The 16413-nt window shown below is 71.0% G+C and carries 18 protein-coding genes and 1 pseudogene; 8 read left to right on the top strand and 11 right to left on the bottom strand.

What is annotated here, in order from left to right; translation table 11 throughout:
- Window positions 1–24: 24 nt before the first annotated feature.
- From ACRVYW_RS06845 to ACRVYW_RS06820, 6 genes are all read right to left on the bottom strand, one after another.
- Complete coding sequence (locus ACRVYW_RS06845; RefSeq protein ID WP_431802984.1) at window positions 25–372, bottom strand: hypothetical protein; 348 nt, start codon at window positions 370–372, stop codon at window positions 25–27.
- Window positions 369–1415, bottom strand: coding sequence for an alpha/beta hydrolase (locus ACRVYW_RS06840; protein WP_431802982.1), 1047 nt, complete (start codon window positions 1413–1415; stop codon window positions 369–371). Before ACRVYW_RS06840 ends, ACRVYW_RS06845 begins: the two co-directional genes overlap by 4 nt.
- A gap of 56 nt (window positions 1416–1471) precedes the next feature.
- Window positions 1472–2863, bottom strand: a complete 1392-nt coding sequence (locus ACRVYW_RS06835; protein WP_431802980.1) for an FAD-dependent oxidoreductase — start codon at window positions 2861–2863, stop codon at window positions 1472–1474.
- A 91-nt stretch (window positions 2864–2954) separates the two neighbouring features.
- A complete protein-coding gene (locus ACRVYW_RS06830; protein ID WP_431802978.1) occupies window positions 2955–4016 on the bottom strand; it encodes a polyprenyl synthetase family protein in 1062 nt (353 codons plus the stop codon).
- Between the two features lie 28 nt (window positions 4017–4044).
- The gene (locus tag ACRVYW_RS06825; RefSeq protein ID WP_431802976.1) at window positions 4045–4842 is read right to left on the bottom strand and encodes a demethylmenaquinone methyltransferase; all 798 of its coding nucleotides are present in this window, start codon (window positions 4840–4842) and stop codon (window positions 4045–4047) included.
- Between the two features lie 55 nt (window positions 4843–4897).
- Window positions 4898–5434, bottom strand: coding sequence for a DUF402 domain-containing protein (locus tag ACRVYW_RS06820; protein ID WP_431802974.1), 537 nt, complete (start codon window positions 5432–5434; stop codon window positions 4898–4900).
- Window positions 5435–5676: 242 nt separating this feature from the next.
- Between ACRVYW_RS06820 and ACRVYW_RS06815 the strand changes: the two genes are divergently transcribed.
- Window positions 5677–6909 (top strand): isochorismate synthase, encoded by a 1233-nt coding sequence (locus ACRVYW_RS06815; RefSeq protein ID WP_431803331.1) that lies wholly within the window; start codon window positions 5677–5679, stop codon window positions 6907–6909.
- Window positions 6910–7011: 102 nt separating this feature from the next.
- On the opposite strand, the gene ACRVYW_RS06810 is transcribed toward ACRVYW_RS06815, so the two are convergent.
- Genes ACRVYW_RS06810 through ACRVYW_RS06790 form a run of 5 tightly spaced genes read right to left on the bottom strand, consistent with a single transcriptional unit; the run spans window position 7012 to window position 11694 of the window.
- On the bottom strand, window positions 7012–7866 hold the full coding sequence (locus tag ACRVYW_RS06810) for a polyphosphate kinase 2 family protein (protein ID WP_431802972.1): 855 nt from the start codon (window positions 7864–7866) through the stop codon (window positions 7012–7014).
- A gap of 2 nt (window positions 7867–7868) precedes the next feature.
- Complete coding sequence (locus ACRVYW_RS06805) at window positions 7869–8732, bottom strand: alpha/beta hydrolase family protein (RefSeq protein ID WP_431802970.1); 864 nt, start codon at window positions 8730–8732, stop codon at window positions 7869–7871.
- A gap of 31 nt (window positions 8733–8763) precedes the next feature.
- A complete protein-coding gene (gene menD, locus ACRVYW_RS06800) occupies window positions 8764–10608 on the bottom strand; it encodes a 2-succinyl-5-enolpyruvyl-6-hydroxy-3-cyclohexene-1-carboxylic-acid synthase (RefSeq protein WP_431802968.1) in 1845 nt (614 codons plus the stop codon).
- Window positions 10609–10611: 3 nt separating this feature from the next.
- Window positions 10612–11013: a PLD nuclease N-terminal domain-containing protein gene (locus ACRVYW_RS06795; RefSeq protein WP_431802966.1), complete on the bottom strand. Its 402-nt coding sequence runs from the start codon at window positions 11011–11013 to the stop codon at window positions 10612–10614.
- A gap of 9 nt (window positions 11014–11022) precedes the next feature.
- Window positions 11023–11694, bottom strand: coding sequence for a winged helix-turn-helix transcriptional regulator (locus ACRVYW_RS06790; protein ID WP_431802965.1), 672 nt, complete (start codon window positions 11692–11694; stop codon window positions 11023–11025).
- A gap of 69 nt (window positions 11695–11763) precedes the next feature.
- Between ACRVYW_RS06790 and ACRVYW_RS06785 the strand changes: the two genes are divergently transcribed.
- The 7 genes and pseudogenes from ACRVYW_RS06785 (at window position 11764) to ACRVYW_RS06755 (ending at window position 16340) form a co-directional block, all read left to right on the top strand.
- On the top strand, window positions 11764–12150 hold the full coding sequence (locus ACRVYW_RS06785) for a hypothetical protein (RefSeq protein WP_431802963.1): 387 nt from the start codon (window positions 11764–11766) through the stop codon (window positions 12148–12150).
- Entirely contained in the window at window positions 12147–12536 is a 390-nt protein-coding gene (locus ACRVYW_RS06780; protein WP_431802961.1) for a TfoX/Sxy family protein, read from the top strand. The genes ACRVYW_RS06785 and ACRVYW_RS06780 overlap by 4 nt, the downstream gene beginning before the upstream one ends.
- 250 nt (window positions 12537–12786) lie before the next feature.
- Window positions 12787–13131, top strand: a complete 345-nt coding sequence (locus ACRVYW_RS06775) for an ArsR/SmtB family transcription factor (protein WP_431802959.1) — start codon at window positions 12787–12789, stop codon at window positions 13129–13131.
- Entirely contained in the window at window positions 13128–14051 is a 924-nt protein-coding gene (locus ACRVYW_RS06770) for an SRPBCC family protein (RefSeq protein WP_431802957.1), read from the top strand. Before ACRVYW_RS06775 ends, ACRVYW_RS06770 begins: the two co-directional genes overlap by 4 nt.
- Before the next feature lie 77 nt (window positions 14052–14128).
- On the top strand, window positions 14129–14356 hold the full coding sequence (locus ACRVYW_RS06765; protein ID WP_431802955.1) for a hypothetical protein: 228 nt from the start codon (window positions 14129–14131) through the stop codon (window positions 14354–14356).
- Window positions 14357–14417: 61 nt separating this feature from the next.
- Window positions 14418–15740: pseudogene (locus ACRVYW_RS06760) on the top strand (ISL3 family transposase).
- 426 nt (window positions 15741–16166) lie between these two features.
- Window positions 16167–16340, top strand: a complete 174-nt coding sequence (locus tag ACRVYW_RS06755; protein WP_431802953.1) for a hypothetical protein — start codon at window positions 16167–16169, stop codon at window positions 16338–16340.
- Window positions 16341–16413: the final 73 nt, after the last annotated feature.

Here is a 16413-nt window from a genome sequence, read left to right as displayed (position 1 = left end):
GCCGGAGTTCTCAGCGCAAGGCCCTCAGCGCAGAGCATCCCATCTCGCCTCGAAGACGCGCGGGTCCGAACGCCCGATCATCGCGGGCGCGACCTGCCCGACCTCGGGCCAGCGCACACGGGGGAAGACCGCCTCGTGCACGACGATCGGGCGCGGAAGCGCGGATGCCTCGTCACCGGCGAACGCGACCTCGAGCTCCAACCGGCACTCCTGGTACCGGGAGCGCCCGACGGGGGCCGCCACCGCCCTCACCGTCAGCCGACCGGGAGCGGCATCCGCCATCGGATCGCCGCTGGCCCGCTGCAGCCAGCGAACCGCTTGCGCGAACTCGCCGTCGTCGGCGGCGGACTGCCCGCCCGCCCGCTCGTTCACACCGCCGCCGCGCGCGTGCGTGGTTCACGCGTCTCCTCGGCGGGCGGCGCGCAGCCGTCGGCGAGCGCCCCGGTGGTGAGCCAGTCGCGCAGCGCCGCGTACGCCGCACCCTTCGGCTCGGGTGCGGAGAGGGTGATGTCGTGGATCGCGTTCGGGATGCGCCGGATCGTGACCTCGTTCCCGAGCTTCGTCGCGGCCTTCGCGATGTCGTCGACGACGAGCACGCTGTCGGTCGACGTCATCGCGTCAGACCACTGGATCGGCGCGGTCGAGCCGCGCGAGAGCAGCACGATGACGGGGCAGTCGATGTCGACGCCTGCTGCGATCGTCCGGTGGCCCGCCATGACCGCCGCGAGCCACCCCGGGTGCGTGGGGAACCCGCGCTCCGGCCGCCACCCCTCGGGGCTGTCGGGGAGAGTGCCGAGTTCCCGCTGCGCTCGTGTGTAGAAGCCGAGGTCGACGACGGGGTGCGAGCCGAGCGGATCGAACTTCGCCCGCGCCGACACGAGCGGGGCGATCGCCTGGCGCCCGACCGCGCCGGTCTGGAGCTCGAGCCACGGGCTGTTGAGGACGAGCGCGGCGACGGTGTTCTTGTGCCGCGCCGCCCACAGGCTCAGCGTCAGTCCTCCCGTCGAGTGGCCCATGAGGATGAGCCGGCGCTGGACGCCTTCCTCGCGCATCGCCGCGAGCGCCGCATCGAGGTCGGCGTCGTACTCATCGAGCGCGGCGACGTAGCCGGGCGTCTGCCCGGGCCGCTGACTCCGTCCGTACTTCCGCAGATCGAGCGCGTAGAACCGGGCCCCGAGGTCGTTCCAGAATCGGGCGAGCTCGGTCTGGAAGAAGTAGTCCGACCATCCGTGGACGTAGAGCACATCGACGCCCTGCAGCGGGGCATCCGACAGCGGGGCGTCGCCGGGTGGGAGCGACCGCACGAGCGTCGCGACGACCTCTCCCTCGGCATCCTCGCCGAGCGGCAGCGTCCGCTGCTCGAACGGCTCTCCGAGGATGTCGGTGACCCACTCCTGCCCGCTCCCTGTCGCCATGGAGACAGCCTACCCAGGGGCGAGGGCTCGGATCCCTGCGCCCGGGAGGATCGGCGTCAGCCCTCCGCGCGGGAGACGTCGACCATCTCGTCACGGTCGACGACCTTGATGCGCGCGCGCCCGTGCGGCGCGCCGAGCGCGATCTCGTGCTCGTCGAGGCGGTGCCAGCCGTCGAGGTCGGTCCAGCGAACGCCGCGCGCCTCGAGAAGCGCCGGGATCGCCTCCGGCGAGGGGTCCTCGGGCGTCCACCACGAGCCCTGATCGTTGATCAGGTGGCTGATCGTCTCCATGGCATCAGACTTCGTGTGCCCGATGAGCCCGACGGGGCCGCGCTTGATCCACCCCGTCGCGTAGACGCCGGGCACGCGCTCGTTCGAGTCCTTCTTGAGCACCTGGCCCTCGTGGTTCGGGATGACGCCGTGCTTCTTGTCGAAGGGCACGCCCGGCAGCGGCGACCCGAAGTACCCGACCGCGCGGTAGACCTGCTGCACGGGGATCTCGCGGAGCTCGCCCGTCCCCTCGACGCCGCCCTCGCCGTCGGGCTGCGTGCGCTCGTACACGATCGCGCAGACGCGCCCGGCTTCGGTCTTGAGCTCCACCGGCTTGGCCCAGAAGTGCAGGTGCAGGCGGCGCGAGGCGCGCGGGGTGTCGTCGTCGGCGCCGGCGTAGTCGTTGACGCCGGGGCGCTGGCGCCACGACTGCAGCACCCGGTCGATCACCATGACCTGCTTGTTCGAGGCGATCGCGGCCTTCGACGCCTCGTCGTAGTCGAAGTCCTCGTCGTGGACGATCATGTCGACGTCGCGCAGCTCGCCGAGTTCGCGCAGCTCCAGGGGCGTGAACTTCACCTGTGCGGGCCCGCGACGCCCGAACACGTGCACATCGGTGACCTGAGAGGCCTCGAGCCCCGCCTGGACGTTCGCGGGGATCTCGGTGGGGAGAAGGTCCTCGGGGTGCTTCGCGAGGATGCGCGCCACGTCGAGGGCGACGTTGCCGACGCCGACGACCGCGACCGACTGCGCGTCGAGCGGCCACTCGCGCGGGAAGTCGGGGTGCCCGTCGTACCAGCTGACGAAGTCGGCGGCGCCGTACGAGCCGACCGCGTCGATGCCCGGGATGTCGAGGTCGGCGTCCCGGATCGCTCCCGTCGCGAAGATCACCGCGTTGTAGTGGTTCTTGAGGTCGTCGAGGGTGATGTCCTCACCGAACCGGACGTTGCCGAAGATGCGGATGTCGCCGCGGTCGAGCACGTCGCGAAGGGCGTTGACGATGCCCTTGATGCGCGGATGGTCGGGCGCGACCCCGTAGCGGACGAGACCGTAGGGCGCCGGAAGGTGGTCGAACAGGTCGATCGAGACGTCGAACTTGCGCTCGGCCTTCAGGAGGATGTCGGCCGCGTAGATGCCGGCGGGGCCCGCGCCGACGATGGCCAGCCTGAGCTTGGTCATGGGTGTGTCCTTTGGTTCTGTCCGGTCGTAGAGGTGTTCATCCGGTCGTTGAGCGAGCGCAGCGCGTCCCAGCGCCCCGCCGCACGTGCGGTCAACTGGAGCGGTCGACGATGACGTGCGAGAGCTTCACGAGCGCCTCGCGCACCGGGCCCTGCGGCAACGGCTCGAGGCCTGCGACCGCGGCATCCGCCCACTCGTACGCCTGCCGGCGCGTCGCTTCGGTGGCCGGGTGCTCGCGCAGCCGCGTCATGGCATCGTCGAGGATCGCGGGGTCGGCGCCGTCGGCGATACGTGCGACGCCGTCGTCGATCGTGGCGCGCAGAGAGCGGGATGCCGGATCGGATGCGCGACCGAGAAGCAGGTACGGCATGGTCGGGACGCCCGCGCGCAGATCGGTGCCGGGGACCTTGCCGGTCTCGGCGGGGTCGGCGGAGAGGTCGATCACGTCGTCGAGCAGCTGGAAGGCGACGCCGACCTTCTCGCCGTACTCCAGAACCGGTGCGACGTAGTCGTCGGACGCGTCGGAGAAGAAAACGCCGGCCTGAGCGGATGCCGCGATGAGCGACCCCGTCTTGTCGGCGAGAACCTGCAGGTAGAACTCCACCGGGTCCTCCCCCGACGGGGGACCGACCGTCTCGTGCATCTGACCGAGGACCAAGCGCTCGAAGGTGTCGGCCTGCAGGCGGATCGCCCGCTCGCCGATCTGGGCCATGAGCTGGCTGGCGCGTGAGAAGAGGAGGTCGCCGGTGAGGATCGCGACGTTGTTGCCCCACACGGCGTGCGCGCTCGGCACGCCGCGGCGAACGTCGGCGCCGTCCATGACGTCGTCGTGGTAAAGCGAGCCGAGGTGGGTCATCTCGAGCGCGGTCGCCCCGGCGATGACGTGCTCGGTGGTGCCGGAGCCGAGCTGCGCGGTGAGGAGCGCGAGCATCGGTCGCACCCGCTTGCCGCCCGCCTCGTAGAGGTAGCGGGTGGTCGCGTCGGCGAGGGCGTCGCTGACGGTGAGCTCGCGGGCGAGGGTCGCCTCGACCTCGTCGAGACCGTCTTCGACGATGCCGAGGAGCTTCCGCATGCGCGGCCCCGCGAGCACGCGCTCGGTCAGGCCCAGCTGGGCCGACAGGCGCTCACCAGAAGCGGGAAGACTCGGAGTCACCCGACCAGCCTACCGGGGTCGCCGGACGTCACGGCTGGGGGTTGACCGCGCCGGGTGCGGTCGCGGCGGGTGCGGTCGCGGCGGGCTTGATTGCTCGGTGGAGGGCGACGATGCCGAACGTGAGGTCGCGGTGAGCAACGCCCGTCCACCCGGCGTCCCGGATCCACGTCGACAGCGTCTTCTGGTCGGGCCAGTCGCGGATCGACTCGTTGAGGTAGTCGTAGGCATCCGCATTGCTGCTCACGGCCTTGGCGACGACGGGGAGCACGCGGTCGTTGTAGAAGCGGTAGAGACCGGTGAAGGCGGGGTTCTGCGGGTGCGAGAACTCGCAGATGACGAGCCTGCCGCCCGGCGCGGTGACGCGGAGCATCTCGGCGAGCGCCTTCTTCGGGTCGTTGACGTTGCGCAGCCCGAACGAGATCGTAACGGCGTCGAAGCTGTCGTCCTCGAACGGGAGGTCCATCGCGTCGGCGTGGGCGAAGGTGAGGTTCGGGACATCGCCGTGGCGGCGCCGACCCTCGGCGATCATGCCGGGTGAGAAGTCGCCCGCGACGACCTCGGCGCCCGAGCGGGCGAGGCTCACGGAGCTCGCACCCGTCCCGGCGGCGAGGTCGAGGATGCGCTGCCCGGGCTTGGGTGCGACGGCGCGCGTCGTCGCGATGCGCCAGAGCCGGTCGTTGCCGAGGCTCAGCACCGTGTTCGTGCGGTCGTAGCCCGCCGCGACCTCGTCGAACATGCCGCTCACACGCGACGGGTCCTTACCGAGATCGGCGCGGTGCGGGTCCGCGGCGTGGGCGGGGTGCTGCTCGGCGGGGCGGGAGGTCACCGTTCGATCCTATGCGCGTCTCTCCCGTGCGCGGCGGGCATCCGCGCCGCCTCCGCTACCGACCGGCGAGGCGATCGAGTTGGGCGAGCCAGTGGGCGGCGGTCGGCCCGTCGAAGGGGGCGGACTCCTCCGTGACCGCGCGCTCCAGATCGAGGGCGACCTGCTCGACGCGCGACGCGATGTCGAGGGGGTAGCCGAACTGCACGCGATGCTCGGCGAACTCGTCGCGGTCGTCGATGTAGATGCCGCGTCCGTCGCGGGCGCGGACGACATCCAGGTCCATGTCGATGCCGGTCGGCGCGCCCGCCTCCCACCGGATATCCCAGCCGAGGTCGATGTAGATCTCGATGCGGGGATGGGTCGCGTTGAAGGTCGCCGCGAACTCGCCCGACGGCGGGACGAGAGTGACGTTGTCGCCCTCGGCGACGCCGTCGACCCCGGGACGAGCGCTGCGCCACCCGTCCCGCTGACCGACCCAGTCCCCCCAGCGGTCGGCGCCGAGATAGACGCAGTCGTGCTCCCAATGGGGAGAGCCGTCCCATTTGCGCCACCGGAAGACGAGCGGGCTGCCGAGGGCGGGGCGTTCGGTCATGCTCGGAGCCTACGCCGTGTACACAACTCAGGCAGATCGGGGCGCGCGGCGCCTCTCGCGGCCCGATCGCGGGGTTCTGCCTGAGTTGTGTCTCGGAGGCGATTGCGCCTCGGGGGCGACGGTGCCTCGGGCTGGCTGTGTTTCGGGGGCGACGCGTCGGCCGGGCCTGGGCCGCGACCGGGGCGCCCCGCCACCGGGAATAGGCTGGTCGGGTGAGTGACACCGCCCAGGCTCCCGTCCGGATGCGGGTGATCACCCGTGAGATCGCGCCGCTCGGCGACCTGCTCGAGTACGCCGATCCGCACGACCCTCTCGTCTGGACGCGGCGCGGCGCCTGGCTCGTCGGCGTCGGCGATGCCCTCACCCTCACGGCACCGGCGGACGAGACCGCGGACCTCGCGGAGCGCTGGCGTCAGGTGACCGCCGCCGCCGAGATCGACGACCACGTCGAGGAATCCGGCTCCGGCCTCATCGCCTTCGGCGCGCTCCCCTTTGCGCCCGACTCGTCCTCTTCCGGCATGCTCACCGTCCCGCGCCTGACGATCGGACACCGGGGAGAGAAGACGTGGGCGACCTGGGTGCTGCCCGGCGACGGCGAGCCGGAGCCGGCCGCGCCCGAGGCGATCCCGTTCGGCGCGCACTGGTCGGCCGCCGTTGGCCCGGGGGCGCTCACTCCGGACGGGTATCAGGATGCCGTCCGCGCGGGCCTCGCCGCGATCTCCGACGGCGAGGTCAGCAAGGTCGTCCTCGCCCGCGACCTCGTCGGCACGGTGCCGCCCGGCGCTGACCTCCGCCGCCTGGTGCGCTCGCTCGCGACCGGCTATCCCGACACGTGGGTCTACGCCGTCGACGGACTCATCGGAGCGAGTCCCGAGACCCTCGTCACGGTCGCGGGCGGCACCGTCACGGCGCGCGTCCTCGCCGGGACGCTCGCGCGCGGCGCAGATCCGGATGCCGACCGCGAGGCGGCCCTGGCCCTGGCCTCCAGCGAGAAGGACCTCGCCGAGCACGGCTACGCCGTCCGTAGCCTCGTCGACGCGCTCACGCCCCTGACTTCGGCGCTCGCGGCGAGCGAGCAGCCCTTCACCCTGCCGCTTCCGAACGTGTGGCACCTCGCGACCGACGTCGAGGCGACGACCGCGGCCGACACGTCCGCGCTCGACCTCGTCGAGGTGCTGCACCCTACGGCCGCGGTCGCAGGAACGCCGACGGATGCCGCGGTGGCCGCGATCTCGCGGATCGAGCCGTCCGACCGGGGGCGCTACGCGGGGCCGGTCGGCTGGATCGACGCGCGCGGCGACGGCGAGTGGGCGATCGCGCTGCGCGGCGCGCAGTTCGACCTCGCCGCCGAGACGGGGGGCGGCATCCCCTTCCGGGCGCACGCGGGCGCCGGGATCGTCGCCGGCAGCGACCCCGAGGCGGAACTCCTCGAGACGCGCGTGAAGTTCCGGCCCATCGTCGACGCGCTGGCGTAGCGCGCGACCACACTTGTCGACCCGCGGCGGCGCCGCCCGCTCGGCGACCGGTCACGGCGGTCACGTCACGGCGGTCACGTCACGGCGGTCACGTCACGGCGGTCAGGTCGCGGCGAGGCGGGCCTTCTCGACCTCGACGTCGAAGTCGGCGGCGGGCCACTGCGGGTCGATGTCGCGCAGCGCGTCGATGAGCAGCGTCTGCACAGCGAGCCGCGCATACCACTTGCGGTCGGCGGGAACGACGTACCACGGGGCATCCGGGGTCGAGGTCCGCTCGAAGACCTTCTGGTACGCGTCCATGTAGTCGGGCCAGAGCTTGCGCTCATCGACATCGCCGGGGTTGTACTTCCAGTGCTTGTCGGGGCGGTCGAGCCTGCTCGCGAGACGCTTCTTCTGCTCGTCGGGAGAGATGTGCAGCATGACCTTGACGATGCGGGTGCCGGCATCCGTGAGCAGCTTCTCGAAATCGACGATCGCCCCGTATCGTCGTTCGATCTCCTCGGGCGGCGCGAGCGAACGCACGCGACCGATGAGCACGTCCTCGTAATGAGAGCGATCGAAGACGCCGATGTATCCCGCCCCCGGCACCTCCTTCTCGACGCGCCACAGGAAATCGTGGGCTCGCTCCTCCTCGGTGGGCGCCTTGAAGGCCTTCAGGTGCACGCCCTGCGGGTCGGTCGCTCCGATGACGTGCCGCACGATCCCGCCCTTGCCCGCCGTGTCCATCGCCTGCAGCACGAGGAGCAGCGATGGGCTCTGCGGGACGACGCGGCTCTGGGCGTAGAGCCGCTCCTGCAGCTCGTCCAACTGCTTCGTGCCGTGCGCGAGGTCGTTCTCGCCGCTCTTCTTGCCGTCGCGGTACCCCGGTGTCGCGCCGGGGTCGACCTCGGCCAGGCGGAAGCCGTCGGTGACGCGCAGCAGCCGGGACGGGTCGTCGTTCCAAGAGGTGTCGCTCATGGTCACATCTTGGCCGATGACGCGAGCTCACGGGTGAAGAACGCCACGGCATCCTGTGCCACGGTCCCGCGGACGTCACCGGGGTCCTCGCTCGCCGCCAGGAAGACGTAGTGGCCGATATCGCTTCCGACGCTGTGACCGGATGCCGTCGGCACCCCCGCCAGATACGCGAGCGCGTTGTCCTCGGGCACCGCGTTGTCGTCGGCGTCGCCCCACCGGAGGGCGAGCGGCGCGGTGATCTCGGCGAGGCTCGCCGGGTCGACGAGCGCACCGATCGACGGGGCGATCGCGAATCCCGCCCGCACCCGCGCGTCGCGTCGCGAACCGGCTCCCGCCGCGATGGGGGCAGCGATCTCAGCCTCGTCGTGGCGTGCGCGCAACGCGTCGACGAGGTCCGGGTACTCCGGCAGCGGCGGAAGCGGTGCGGCCCCCGCCAGTACGAGCGTCGCGACGACAGGGTCGATCCGCCCGCCGAGGAGTGCGATCGTCGTGTACCCGCCGAGCGAGAACCCCGCCGCGCCGACGCGAGCGGGGTCGGCGTCTCCGCGCGCGAGCACGACGTCGAGCACACGGGAGAGGTCGGTCGGCCTCTCCCACACGAAGGCGAAGCCCTCGGGCAGGTAGTCGCCCGCCGACGTGTTGCCGTGGTGGTCGGTGGCCGCGACGAGGAATCCGGCGCGGGACAGGGTTTCTGCGAGCCAGGCGAGGTCGCTCGCCCTGCCGCCGGTGCCGTGCGAGAGGAGGACGACGGGGTGGGGACCGGGGCCGTCCGGCTCCCAGAAGTGGATCGGCAGCGGTCGCGGCCCGTCGCCGTCCCACCGGGGCCGGGCGGGGTCGGTCACGAGGAGGGTGGACGTCGTCGGCATCCGGCTCAGTCTAGGGAGGGGCGCACCGGGCTCAGCGCGCGAGCGCGACCTCGATGAGCTGCGGCCCGGTGACGGGCGCCGTCAGCGCCTGGTCCAGTTCGGTGCGCGTCGCGGCGGACACGTACGTCCAGCCGTAGGCGTCGGCGAGAGCTGCGAGCCGGACGGCGTGCGGCGTGTAGAGCACACGATCCATGGCGCTCGGCGAGGCGACCGATGCCACCTCGAGCCCGTCGAAGATCGTCCCTCCCCCGTCGTTCCCGACGATCACCTGGATGCGCGGCAGCTCTTCGCCGGGCGTGAGCAGCAGCGCGCCGACGTCGTGGAGGAACGCGAGGTCGCCCATCAGCACGCGCGTGACACCGGGGGCTCCGCCCGCCTGGCTCGCGATCGCGATGCCGCGACCGGTCGCGATCGTCCCGTCGATCCCCGCGAGGCCGCGATTCGCGTGCACCGGCACCTTCTTGCCGCCGAGCACCTCGTCGGCGACCCGCACCAGCCGCGACGACGCGAAGAGCAGGCGATCGTGCGGCCAGGTCGCGCGCCATACGGCATCCACGAGCGTCGTCCGATCGATCTTGGCGCGGGCGACCTCGAGCTCCGCGGCGATCGCCCCGAGTCGTTCGCTCGGGACGGCGGATGCCAGGGCGTCCGCATCGGGCGCCGCGGGCGTGAGGTCGACGGCGGCGGCGCGCGACGCGCGCATCCACGCCCCGAACCAGTCTCGGTCGATGTCACCGACCGCGACGGTCACGGCGTCGATGGCGGTGGTCGAGCCATTGAGGTTGAGCGGCTCCCCCGGTCCGCGGACGGCGAAGACCTCGACGTCGTCGCGCGACAGCAGACGCGTCGCTTCGCGGCTGAGCGTGGGATGCCCGAACACGATCACCCGTTCGACGCGCCCGCCGAGGTCAGGGTCGGAGAGGAGCGCTCGGTAGCCGTGCACGAGATTGCGTCCGAAGCGCGACCCCGAGACGATCTCGGCGACGAGGGGCCATCCGCCGGCGTGCGCGAGTGCCTCGGCGGCAGGCCCGGCATCCGCCCCGGCCACCACGACGGTGCGCGGGCCGCGACGCAGCACGTGCGGGTCGAGGTCGGGGTCGGTCGGGCGGTTCGACTCGCCGATCCCCCCGCCGCCCTGGTAGAGCGCGCCGGACGGCTCGGGCTCGACGGGCGGCTCGCCCGCCGCGACGTCGTCGGGGTCGGTTCCGGTCGTCGACAGCTCGACCGTCGGCATGCTGAACCACGCGGGCAGGGCGCCCGCGAGCGGTTCGCGGTACGGGAGGTTCAGGTGCACCGGCCCGGGTTGGCGCGTGCCGGCGCCGAGCGCCGCGGCGATCGCCTCGTCCGCGACGCGCCGGAGGGCGGCGGACTGCTCGCCCGCGCCGTCGTCGTCGACCTCTTCGGGCACCGGGAGGTCGGCTTCGAGCCGAATGCTCGGTGCGAACATCCCGGGCTGGCGGGTGGTCTGGTTGGCGCCGACACCGCGGAGCTCGGGCGGGCGGTCGGCGGTGAGGAGGACGAGCGGCACCCCGGCGTGATGCGCCTCGAGCGCCGCCGGGAGGAGGTTCGCGACGGCCGTCCCCGACGTGCACAGGACGACGGCGGGCATGCCGGTCTCCCGCCCGATCCCGAGCGCGGTGAAGCCCGCTACGCGCTCGTCGATGCGGACGTGCACCGCCACCGCGCCGCGCTCCTCGAGCGCCGCCGCGGCGAGCGCGAGGGCCTGCGAGCGCGAGCCCGGGCTCACGACGACGTGGCGGACGCCCAGTTCGACGAGCCGCGCCAGGAGGGCGGCGGCGGCATCCGTCGCGGGTGCGGCGCTGCGGGAGGCGTGCCTCAGGGATGCGTCCTCGTCGGCCGTGCGCGGTTCGTCCACGGGTCAGCCGTGCGCGCCGCGGGGCGTGTCGCCCTCGTCGTCGGGCGTGGCGGAGCCGGCGGCGGGGCGAGGCGGTCCGTCGGGGTCGGCGTCCTCGGCGTCGAGCGCGGCGAGCTCCGCCTCGAGCCGGCGGATGCGCTCGTCCTGATCGCTGATCGACCCGATCGACCCGAGGAAGGTCGGGTCGTCGTCGGGCGCCCGGTAGACCGACGGGGCGCGCTCGCGGCCGCGGCCGACGACGAACCAGAGGATGCCGCCGAGCACGGGGAACAGCACGACGATGAGGATCCAGACCGGCTTGCTCACGCCACGGTGGCGGGTGGGCGAGACGATGGCGCAGTCGACGATGCTGTACACCCAGAAGGCGAGCAACAGCAGCGCTGCCGGCAGAAGGATTCGCACCACGAGGCCATCCTAGGTGTACTGACCGGGGACATTAGTTGACGCGGGCGGAGGCGGTGGGAGCACTCGCGTCAAGGCTCCGGCATCACCAGCGACCTGCACACCTCGTGCGATAGCAGCGGGTAGGGGCATCGCGCCTTGCAGGAGTGCCACCAGGATCGGCCCCGGCCCCGTGACCGTCGCCAGGGGGCTGGTGTCGCGTTGGCAGGGGTTCACCGTGATGGTGCCGCTGGCTGCGGTGAGGTCAAAGCCGTCGACGAAGGTGCCGAACCGGATGACGACCGCGGGATCGTCCGGTCGGTGATCTTTGAGGAGGAATCGAGCTGGTTGGCTGAGCCAATGCATCTGGAAGATCGCGTCGCTCGGTGCATCCGGAACTGTCGGGGCGCCCCATTTGAGAAGCTCACGCAGCACTCCATCTAGGGCCCGGCCGCGGTCGGTGAGCTGGTATGTCGGTGTGCCCGAAGTGCCCGATGAGGGCTCGCGGATGACGACACCGTCCGTCTCGAGGTCCCGCAGGCGCTGGGTGAGCAAGTTCGTCGCAATGCCGGGCAGGCCCCGTTGCAATTCACCAAAGCGCAGTTCACCCTCGATCAGGAGCTCCCGCACGATCAGGAGAGTCCAGCGATCGCCGACGATATCCAGCGCGCGGGCGATTGAACAAAGCTGACCGTAGGACTTCACGTGACCCCCTTGACTTTATCAAGTATCTGCTTGAAAGTATCAAGCACTATTCTCACGCCAAGGAGAGTCATGTCTGCCACCTTGTCTTCAGACTCACCACAGGTCCTCAAGGACTACTACCGGATCCTCGAGTCCGGCATCGACGCCTACCAGGACGGAGCCGCCCTGCGACCCCTGCTGGGCGACCACCTCGACTTCACCGGCTCCCTCGCTGGACATCTCCCCGATGCGACCGAGGGCTTCCTAGTCGGCGCCGCCGGCTTCATCGGGACGGTCCAGCAGATCGAGATCATCCACGACGTGCACAGTCCTCACGGGTCGGCCGTGCTTTACACCGCAACCATGCCCGGCGGCCCGATGACCTTCGCGGAGTTCTTCACGTTCGACGGCGGGCGCATCACGTCACTGAACCTGCACTACAGCGGACCCGAGTACATCGAGAAGGGCGGGCGATGACGGACCAGGAGGACCTCATCGAGCGGGTACGTGAAGCGCTAAGTGACCGCAGCCCTCGTGAAGTGTCCATGTTCGGCGGCGTGTCCTTCATGATCGAGGGACGCATGGTCGTCGCCGCGCGCCGAGCGGGAGAACTCCTGCTGCGCATCGACCCCGCGGCCGCGAAGGACCTTCTCGCCCGCCCCGGCGCCCACCCCGCGCTGATGGGAGCAGACCGCCCCATGGGCGACGGCTGGATCAGCATTGAACAGGCTACCCTCCAGGGGGCCGGGCTCGACGCCTGGCTCGAACCCGCACTGTCCTTCCACACGGCGCAAGGCGCCCAATGGGCTGTGTCAAGTTTCTTAGACAGTCTCTTTGTTGATCAGGCCGCGGCTGCGGTCTGACGTGTGTGCTCGGCGTGGACGTCCGCGGGGGTACGGTAGCCGAGGGTGGAGTGGCGTCGGCGTCGCTGTGGCTCAGCGGCCAGCAAGACCCAGCGCGCACGATCCTCGCGACCGTTCCGGCCGATGGCTCACACGCGGACCAGCTGGCCCGCTCGGTGCGTCGCAACATCGAGGCCGGCACACCCGTCGATGGGCGGGAGCGACATATCGCCATTGATAAATATCACTAACAGATGATACCGTGCGTGACGTGAGCCAGTTCGCCGTTCTCGCCGATCCCGTGCGTCGACGCGTCGTCGAGGTGCTCGCCGATGGTGAGCGCACCGCCGGCGAGGTCGGCGAGGTCGTCATGGTCGAGTTCGGCATCGGGCAGCCCGCCGTCTCGAATCAGCTGCGGCTGCTGCGAGAGTCCGAGATCGTCCAGGCCCGGCCCGTGGGATCCCGGCGCCTCTACAGTCTCGTGCCCGGTGCCCTCGACGAGGTCGCCGGGTGGGTCGAGCGCTATGCGCGCTTGTGGCCACAGCGGCTCGACGCGCTGGAGACGGAGCTCGCACGAGGTCGAAGAGAAGCCCGCCACCAGGAGGATGCAGAATGACGAGAGATGATCTGAGCGTGGTCTCGAGAGCGCTCACCGGTACCCGCGAGCGCCCGCAGCTGACGTTTCGGCGCACCTACCGCGCGAGTCCCGCCGAGGTCCGCGACGCGTGCGCGAACGTCGACCGCCTCTCACGATGGTTCGGCACCGTGAACGGCGAGCCCAGCCAGGTCGGGGACCGGTTCACCGTGGTTCTCGGTGACGAGCACGATGTCGCCGAGGGGCGCGTGCTCAGGTGCGGCGACGACGAGATCGCCGTCGCCTGGTCATGGCAAGGGGAGCCCGAGAGCGTCATCACGGCACGCATCGCACCAGCCGACGAGGGCACGACCACGCTCGAGCTCCAGCACACGCTCGAGCAGCCGGATCACGCCGTGGGCTATGGAGGCGGCTGGGAGCAGACGTTGCAGGCGCTCGCGCGGTCGCTCGGCGCCGCTGCGACCGACGCGCCCGATGACGAGCAGATCGAGTCCGACGGCGTCGCACGATGGAGCAGCATCACGCGCGCGCCGATGACTCTCGAGCGCGTCATCGCCGCCCCGATCGAACGTGTGTGGGCCGCCTTCGCCACCGCCGATGGGCTCCGCACCTGGTGGTGGAACCACTGGAGCGACGTGCACATCGAGGCCGATGCGCGCCGCGGCGGCACATACCGAATCCAGGCGCCGGGAGCGGGCATCGATCTCCGAGGTGTCTACCTCGTGGTCGAGGAACCCACGCACCTGGCGTACACGTGGGAGTGGCGCGACGCCGAGGGCGAGGTGCCCGACGAGGCGGTCGACATCCGACTCGAGCCAGTGGCCGAAGGCACACGCGTCACCGTGCTGCACAGCGGGCCGTGGGAGGACGATGCGCCCGCCGAGGCCTACCGGGAAGGCTGGACGTTCACGCTCGGACAACTCGACGCCGCTCAACCCTGACGGGGAGTGTCAGAAGAACGGTGGGCGGGGGTCTGGCCTGACACGCCGGGATGGTGCTTGGCGGGGAAGCGGGCAGCATGACCGAGACGATCGAGCCCATGATGATGGGCGAGGATGACAAGCAGGCGCTGGCTCACCGGCTGGTGGACCAGGCGCGGGAGGCGGGGGTCGATCTCGTCGGCCCGGGCGGCCTGTTGACCGGGTTGACGAAACAGGTCCTGGAGGCGGCGCTGGAGGAGGAGCTCACCGGGCTCTTCGGACATCTGGTGGGGAGTGAGGGTCGGGGTGTGATCGGGGTTGGGTAGGGGTCGAGGTCCTCGATGATCGGTAGCGACCAAGCAACCATTCGTCTCAAGGACCTCGACGTTGACCAACGCCACGGCGTGCGTGCGCGCGCCTTCCACAGGTGACCCCTGCCCGCGCTGTGATCTCCTCCTGGGGCTGGAGGGTGTGGTCCATGTCGAGGGCGTCGAGCGCACCGACGGCCATATGCGCGTGGAGGTCTCCACGCCGTCGCAGCTGATGGGCTGCCCGGACTGCGGGGTGGTCGCGCCGAGCCGGGGCCGGCGGGTCCGGCGCCTGCCCGACGTGCCCCACGGGAGCACGCGTGTCGTGCTGCTCTGGCGGCAACGGGTCTGGCGCTGCCCCGATCCCGCGTGTGCGCGGGGGACGTTCACCGAGCAGGTCCCCGACCTGGTCCGGGCGCGGGGATCGGTCACGGCCCGGGCCGTTGCCTGGGCCATGGAGCAGCTGCGGCGTGAGCACGCCACGATCAGCGGCCTGGCCCGCCAGCTCGGGATCGCGTGGAAGACGATGTGGCGCGCGATCAAGCCCGTCCTGGAACACCTCGACAGCCAGGAGCAGCGGTTCGCGGGCGTGAAGAGCCTCGGGGTCGACGAACACATCTGGCACCACGGCGACCCACGCCGGAAGGGGCCGAAGGAGCTGACCGGGATGGTCGACCTCACCCGCGACGAGCAGGGACGGGTGCACTCCGGCTGCTGGACCTGGTCCCGGGCCGGTCCAAGAAGGCCTACACCGACTGGCTCACCGCCCGCGGAGACACCTTCCGCAAGAACATCGCCGTGGCGGCGTTGGACCCGTTCGGAGGCTACAAGGCCGCGATCGACGAGGAGCTCCCCGACGCCGTCGCGGTCCTGGACGCCTTCCACGTCGTCAAGCTCGGCACCCAGGTCGTGGACGAGGTCCGCCGCCGCGTCCAGCAGACCACCCTGGGCCACCGCGGCCGCAAGGGTGACCCCCTCTACGGCATCCAGACGATCCTGCGGGCCGGGGGCGGAGAACCTCACCGACAAACAGCTGGACCGCCTCGCCACCGCGATCCAGGCCGACCCCGCCCACGAAGAGGTCTACATCGCCTGGCGCTGCGCCCAGGACCTCCGCGCGACCTACCGCGACAGGGACACCGCCGCGGGCAAGAAGCGAGCCGAGAAGATCCTGGACTCCTTCCACACCTGCCCCATCCCCGAGGTCGCCCGCCTCGGGCGGACCCTCAGGCGCTGGCGCGAGGCGTTCCTGGCCTACTTCACCACCGGACGGGCGAACAACGGACCCACCGAGGCAGTGAACGGCATCATCGAGCTCCACCGCCGCCTCGCCCGCGGCTACCGCAACCGCACCAACTACCGCCTCCGCATGCTCCTCGCCGCCGGCGGACTCACCCCCTGATCCCCACCAGATGTCCGAAGAGCCCATCAACACCGCAGATCGCGCACGGGCGATGCCGAAGGTGGCTCATCCGATGGAGCGACCTCCGACTCGCGTCCATCCAGAGCCCCCGTCGCGAGGGCGCGCGCGGCGAAGCCGCGCTCTGTCCGACTGTGGCTGGCGGCGATGTCCTTCCCGGAACCACGGAGAGGAGCCCGCGAGCCTCTACGTGGGGCGGTCCGGAGACTGCGTGGCCGCTGGTGTCGGTCGCCGTGGTCGTCGAGGAAGACTTGACGCGGGGCAGACACTGCCTTCGCGAGAGCGATGAAAGTGCAGGACAAAGAACAGATGGGCGAAAATCCCACCGTCTCCGCCCCGTGACCCCGGTCCCCCGCAGGGACCGGGGTTCTTTGCTGCCATCTTGGAGGCGAAGGTCGCGTCGTGGACGTGAGCAAGGTCGTGTGGCGACGGCACGAACAGGACCTCAGGGCGGCGGAAGATCTCTTCTACACCTGGCAGTACGACATTCGATGGGCCGCCCAGAAACTGCGAGACGAAGGCGAGGTCGAGCGCGTCGACGCCCGTCGCGGCGTGGCGTGGCGCCTCGTGAGAGGTCGCTAGCTGTACTGACCGGAGACGTTGGTAGAGCGACTCTCTCTGGGAGCATTGACCTTGACACTGTGTGATGCGGTCT

The organism is Microbacterium sp. bgisy203 (genome assembly GCF_965345155.1).
In the GTDB taxonomy this organism is placed as follows: Bacteria; Actinomycetota; Actinomycetes; order Actinomycetales; family Microbacteriaceae; genus Microbacterium.
Note: the sequence above shows the minus strand (reverse complement) of the source record. Positions and strands in the feature narration are given on the sequence as shown.